General features: G+C 51.5%; 4 protein-coding genes and 3 pseudogenes. 6 read left to right on the top strand and 1 reads right to left on the bottom strand.

Annotated elements, in window-relative coordinates:
• From AN618_RS11985 to ltrA, 4 genes and pseudogenes are all read left to right on the top strand, one after another.
• The coding region (locus AN618_RS11985) for a 2-oxo acid dehydrogenase subunit E2 (RefSeq protein WP_187694937.1) at positions 1 to 266 on the top strand (266 nt) is incomplete at its 5' end.
• Positions 267 to 281: 15 nt separating this feature from the next.
• Entirely contained in the window at positions 282 to 1,673 is a 1,392-nt protein-coding gene (gene lpdA, locus AN618_RS11990) for a dihydrolipoyl dehydrogenase (protein WP_245628527.1), read from the top strand.
• Between the two features lie 66 nt (positions 1,674 to 1,739).
• A complete protein-coding gene (locus tag AN618_RS13240; RefSeq protein WP_157081753.1) occupies positions 1,740 to 1,946 on the top strand; it encodes a hypothetical protein in 207 nt (68 codons plus the stop codon).
• Positions 1,947 to 2,284: 338 nt separating this feature from the next.
• Positions 2,285 to 3,561, top strand: a pseudogene (ltrA, locus tag AN618_RS11995) (group II intron reverse transcriptase/maturase).
• A 291-nt stretch (positions 3,562 to 3,852) separates the two neighbouring features.
• Here ltrA and AN618_RS14215 read toward each other — a convergent pair.
• Positions 3,853 to 4,142 (bottom strand): annotated as a pseudogene (locus tag AN618_RS14215) (integrase core domain-containing protein); the annotation flags it as partial.
• Between the two features lie 319 nt (positions 4,143 to 4,461).
• On the opposite strand from AN618_RS14215, the gene AN618_RS14080 reads away from it, so the two are divergent.
• Together AN618_RS14080 and AN618_RS12000 are read left to right on the top strand one after the other, a co-directional pair.
• Positions 4,462 to 4,695, top strand: a complete 234-nt coding sequence (locus AN618_RS14080) for a MerR family DNA-binding transcriptional regulator (protein ID WP_222926510.1) — start codon at positions 4,462 to 4,464, stop codon at positions 4,693 to 4,695.
• Positions 4,659 to 5,405 (top strand): annotated as a pseudogene (locus AN618_RS12000) (IS200/IS605 family accessory protein TnpB-related protein); the annotation flags it as partial. The gene AN618_RS14080 and the pseudogene AN618_RS12000, both read left to right, overlap by 37 nt.

The following is a 5,405-nucleotide window of genomic DNA, read 5'->3' on the forward strand; positions in this document are numbered from 1 at the left end:
AGGGCGGGACCTTTACCATCTCGAATCTCGGGATGTACGACATAGAGGAATTTTCCGCCATAATAAACGCTCCCGAGAGCGCCATACTGGCGGTGGGGAAGATCATGAAAAAACCCGTGGTGACCGAAGGCGACCAAATAGCTGTAAGGCCCATGATGAAGGTGACTCTTTCCTGCGACCACAGGGTAATAGATGGAGCCCTTGGGGCGAAGTTCCTGCGGAGGATAAAGCAGCTTTTGGAAGACCCCGTGGAAATGCTGCTTTGATAAAGGGCAAAGGAGATGGTGACCTTGCATTACGATCTGGTGGTTATAGGCGGGGGCCCCGGCGGTTACGTGGCTGCCATATATGCGGCGAAAAAGGGAGCTAAGGTGGGACTCGTCGAAAAAGGTGACCTCGGCGGGACGTGCCTCAACCGCGGGTGCATTCCGACAAAAGCTTTGAGCCACGGTGCCTCCGTCTATCAAAGCTTGAAGAATGCTGGAGATTTCGGCGTCGCGGTCGAAAACGTGAGGGTCGACTGGCATGGTCTGCAAAAGAAAAAGGCCGCGGTAATTGCGACGCTCAGGAGGGGTGTGGAAAACCTTCTGAAGGCAAACGGCGTTTCGGTCTTCAGGGGCAGGGCAGAAGTGGAAGGTGAAAGAAGTGTAAGGGTTGTATACCAGGAGGGGGAACAGGTCTTAACGGCAAACAGCTTAATCCTCGCTACCGGCTCAAAGCCGGCGGTGATTCCTTTCCCCGGAAATGACCTTCCAGGAGTTATCACCAGCGAGGAAGCCCTTTCTTTAGACGATATACCGGGTTCGATGCTCATCGTCGGCGGGGGAGTCATCGGGGTGGAGATGGCGAGCATTTACGGTTCTCTCGGCACCGATGTCACGGTAGTGGAGATGCTGCCCCGCATTTTGCCCCGGGCTGATGAGGAAATATCTGCGGAACTCAAAAAAATCCTGGAGAGAAATGGAACCAAGATTTTCACGGAATCCAGCGTGGAATCGGTGGAAAGGGAAAGCGGCCGGCTAAAGGTGAGCGTAAGGACGCCTGGTGGGATTCGTTCGATTTCGGTAGATAAGGTGCTGATGGCGGTAGGAAGAAGGCCGGTGACGGATGCTTTCGAGAACCTGGGTATCAGACTTGAAAGCGGCTGGGTCGCCGTTGACGAACGAATGAGGACGAATCTTGAAAACGTCTATGCCGTCGGGGATATAACGGGGAAATTCCAGCTAGCCCACGTGGCGTCCCACCAGGGGATTGTGGCTGCCGCCAACGCGATTGGAGAGGACAGGGTGATGGACTACAAGGCCGTGCCGAGCTGCATCTTTACGGACCCGGAAGTAGCCTACGTGGGGCTGACGGAGAGGGAGGCCAGGGAAATCCACGGCGACGGTATAAAAATAGGGAGATTTCCCTTTATAGCAAGCGGCAGGGCTTTGACGTTGGGGGAAAGCAGGGGATTCGTCAAGATCATAGCGGACTCCAGGTGGAAGGAGATACTGGGGGTGCACATCGTAGGGCCGGGGGCTACGGAACTCATTGCCGAAGCTGCTCTTGCCGTCAAGCTGGAGTGTACGGCGGAAGAACTGGCGGACACGATCCACGCCCATCCGACCCTTTCCGAGACCATAATGGAAGCATCTTTCGACCTTTTGGGAATTCCGATTCACAAAATGTAAACAACGCATCATAATTATTGAGGCGTTTGGCCGGTTTTACACCGGCTTTTATTTTGTGCGTCCGGCATGGGCGTTAACTCGGTGGTGAAGGTCCACTGCAGGCGAGGCAGCACTAGTCTGCTAGCCAAAGGCAAGGGTGTCCATCGTGAGGTGGAATCCGAAGGAAGCCGGAGGCAAAGCCACGGCCCGATGAACAAGAACCCCATACGAGGCCAGACCGTTCGGATGAGCTGGCGAATTACAGCGAAATCCAAGGCTGCCAAGGGGCGGTAGGGTATATGGGGCGGGCGCGGGGAGGCTTTCGCTCTTACCCGGAGAGGCCTGATGGTAACGCCAGGTAAACTGGTAACCCATGCTGGAAGGCATGGCTGAACCGTCAGGAGTCAGCAGAGGGCATAGTACCTAGGAGGTCATGAACTTCGAGGGAAGGCCCGAACATCAAGCAAGAGGTGATGCCGATGAGTTCGAGAGAAGAGCGAAGACAGCAGAAAACCCCGGAAGGGGCCTACCCGAGGGAAGGAGTGGTGAAGCCACAGGGGCCTGCGGGAGGGCCGAGTTCTTCTCCGGCACGAAGCGGAGAGTCACCTCGCGGGGACAACGATAGCGGCCTGATGGAGCGGGTGGTAGAAAGAAACAACATGCTAGCAGCCCTAAAGCGAGTAGAACAAAACGGAGGCGCGCCCGGCATAGACGGCATCCCGACTGAACAGCTTCGGGAACAACTTCGTGCCGAGTGGCTGCGTATCCGAGAGGAGCTACTAGCGGGGACCTACAAGCCCAAGCCCGTGCCCGGGTCGAAATCCCGAAACCCGGCGGCGGCAAACGGCTTTTAGGAATCCCCACCGTAATGGACTGCCTCATCCAACAGCACCCACCTGCGGTGGGTTCCCGCCTGCACGTATTAACACCCATCTTTGACCCGGGATTTTCGGAATTCAGCTACGGATTCTGGCGCGGGAAGAGAGCCCACGACGCAGTAAGGGAAGCGAAACAATACGTAGAAGAAGGATACGAATGGACAGTAGACCTGGACATAGAGAAATTCTTCGACCGGGTAAACCACGACATACTCATGGCCCGGGTGGCCCGGAAAGTGAAAGATAAAAGGGTATTAACTCTCATTCGCCGCTATCTGCAGGCAGGCGTCATGATAAACGGAGTAGTGATGGAAACAACAGAAGGGACATCCCAGGGTGGCCCATTAAGTCCGCTTTTAGCCAACATACTGCTGGACGAGCTGGACAAAGAAATTGAAAAGAGGGGCCACAAATTCGTCCGATATGCAGACGACTGCAACATCTACGTCAAAAGCAAGCGGGCCGGAGAAAGAGTTATGGAAAGCGTAAAGAAATACTTGCAGGAGCGGTTGAAGCTCAAGATAAACGAACAAAAGAGCGCGGTAGACCGACCGTGGAAACTGAAATTTCTAGGATTCAGCATGCATAAAGCGAAGAATGGACAAATACTCATCCGCCTAGCACCTCAAACCATTGAACGAGTAAAGACGAAAATACGGGAGATAACAGCCCGGAACAAACCAGTAAGCATGGCCGAACGCATAGGACGCCTCAACACCTATCTTGGAGGGTGGATGGGATACTTTGCCCTGGCCGAGACACCCAGCATATTTGAAGAACTGGATGGCTGGATACGCCGTAGATTACGCCTATGTTTATGGAAACAGTGGAAACGAATACGGACGAGGTATCGAGAACTTAGGGCTCTGGGACTACCCGAGCAAGTAGTACACGAATTCGCCAATGCTCGGAAGGGGCCATGGCGAATGGCACACGGGCCAATGAATAGAGCCCTGGGCAACGCCTACTGGCAATCCCAGGGCCTGACGAGCTTAATCGAACGCTATCAGAGGCTTCGTAAAGCTTGGTGAACCGCCGGATGCGGACCCGCATGTCCGGTGGTGTGAGGGGACGGGGGTTAATCACCCTCTCCTACTCAATTTATGCAAGGTTTTTTAATAATGTCTTTGTCATTAGAATTATTTTAAGTAAAAAAATACTGCTGACAATTCTTTGTAGACAGTCTGGACTGTACATTTTTGTGCAGTATTTTTATGCTCATACTTCTTTCAATTCAACTTTCAACAGGGAAAAATCCGATGTCAAATATCTTATTGGGTCTTCTTTGTAAAAGATGAGCGGTTCTTTGATAATATGTTTCCTCTTCTGATATTTCGGATGGTAAAAGGAGAAAGTTGAATATTGAAAGTATTTTTAATGAACAAAGCTAATCTTTCTTTTGCTAAAGTGGCGACTAAATTTTATGTATGCTCTGGAGTTCTGGTAGGCATGCGGAATTTAGACCCACGCTTTTGATACAGGCAGATATATCACCATTAGAAAGCCTGAAACGCTCTTTTAATTTATATACCCACATTGGAGTGACACCTAAGATTTTAGCAGTTTCTTTAACGGAATGAGACTTAAGCAAAGAGATAGTGACTTGAGCAATAGCCTAGGGATTATCCGAAACTTTAAGTTTTTGGTATAATTTCATTAGGTGGGATCCTTCCTTAATGGGTTTTTGTTGTGCCATATCCATAATACCCCAGGGATACCAACCCTTTGCAATGTCTTTTTCACTTTAATTAAAGTAGTGTGAACGAAACTGTGGCTCATCTACACAAAACACCCGAGCTTGTATTGACTTGCCATCAAAATGTAAAATATAATAATGCCGAATCAAAAAAAAGTTTTAACAGAGGTTTGCAGCAGCTTTGAGAAACTATACTGTAATTGACTGTACTTAACTACTATGCTACCATAAAAATATGGAACTCTTATCCATTGGAGAAGCAGCAAAGAGATTAGGCGTACACCCGAACAGACTTCGGGCGTGGGAAAAACAGGGCCTGATCAAGCCCGTGCGGTTACCAAGCGGCCAGCGGAGATACCTGACTTGTCCAAGATTTGCTGGCCGGAGTAACTTCCTTTTCAGCCCGGCTATATGGTGCGAGGGGTGGCAGAGATGCCGAAGAAACACAAAAAGGACAAATTTAGCATGACAGTTTGCGGAGAGTTCTTTCCGGAAGTTTACCCGGCCTTCCGCTCACAGAAATTGGGCCGTGGAGAGGAAGACCCTCTTGAGACGGAGATGCGCCTTTTCTGCGCTTGCCAGCGTTGGGCCTTCAACCGGCTATTAGAGGGTGCATCCCGAGATGAAATAGAGAAATTGGGGCAAAAACTATTCGGAATCAACTCCCGGTATGTGGACGACGCCAGGCTTAAGGCACAGGCCGTGCTGGACTCCCAAAAAGAGCTGCTGCAGCTGGAGATTGAGGAGACGGAAAACAAGCTACGCCGGGCGAGGAAGAAGCTCGGCCTTGCTATGAGGAAGCTGGTGAAAGCAGAGAGGAAAGGCGATGCCCCGGACATTGTTGAAAAGCTGCGGCTGGTGGTCAAGGGGCGGAACAACCGGGTAGCATCTCTAGAGAAGAAGCTGGCCGAGCTTGAGGCTTACCGGGAGAATAGTACGATACCAAAGGTAGTCTTTGGCGGCAGAAAGCTATGGGAAAAGGTCTGCAAGTGGCGGGCCACGCGGGAGGAGTGGCGAGCATCCCGTAAAAACCGCCTCTACTCCCGGGGAGACGAGACAAAAGGCGGTAACCCTAACATTAAGGTATCCTTTGACGGGCAAGAATTCCGCTTGGCTGTCTCCATATCCCACCTTTCCCAACAGACAGGCACGGATAAACTTGGCCGCCCGAAGATGAGC

The organism is Fervidicola ferrireducens, assembly GCF_001562425.1.
Classification (GTDB): domain Bacteria; phylum Bacillota; class Thermosediminibacteria; order Thermosediminibacterales; family Thermosediminibacteraceae; genus Fervidicola; species Fervidicola ferrireducens.

Coding starts and splice junctions, on each gene's coding strand:
- lpdA (WP_245628527.1), top strand. CDS start 282: ATGGTGACCTTGCATTACGATCTGGTGGTTATAGGCGGGGGCCCCGGC.
- AN618_RS13240 (WP_157081753.1), top strand. CDS start 1,740: ATGGGCGTTAACTCGGTGGTGAAGGTCCACTGCAGGCGAGGCAGCACT.
- AN618_RS14080 (WP_222926510.1), top strand. CDS start 4,462: ATGGAACTCTTATCCATTGGAGAAGCAGCAAAGAGATTAGGCGTACAC.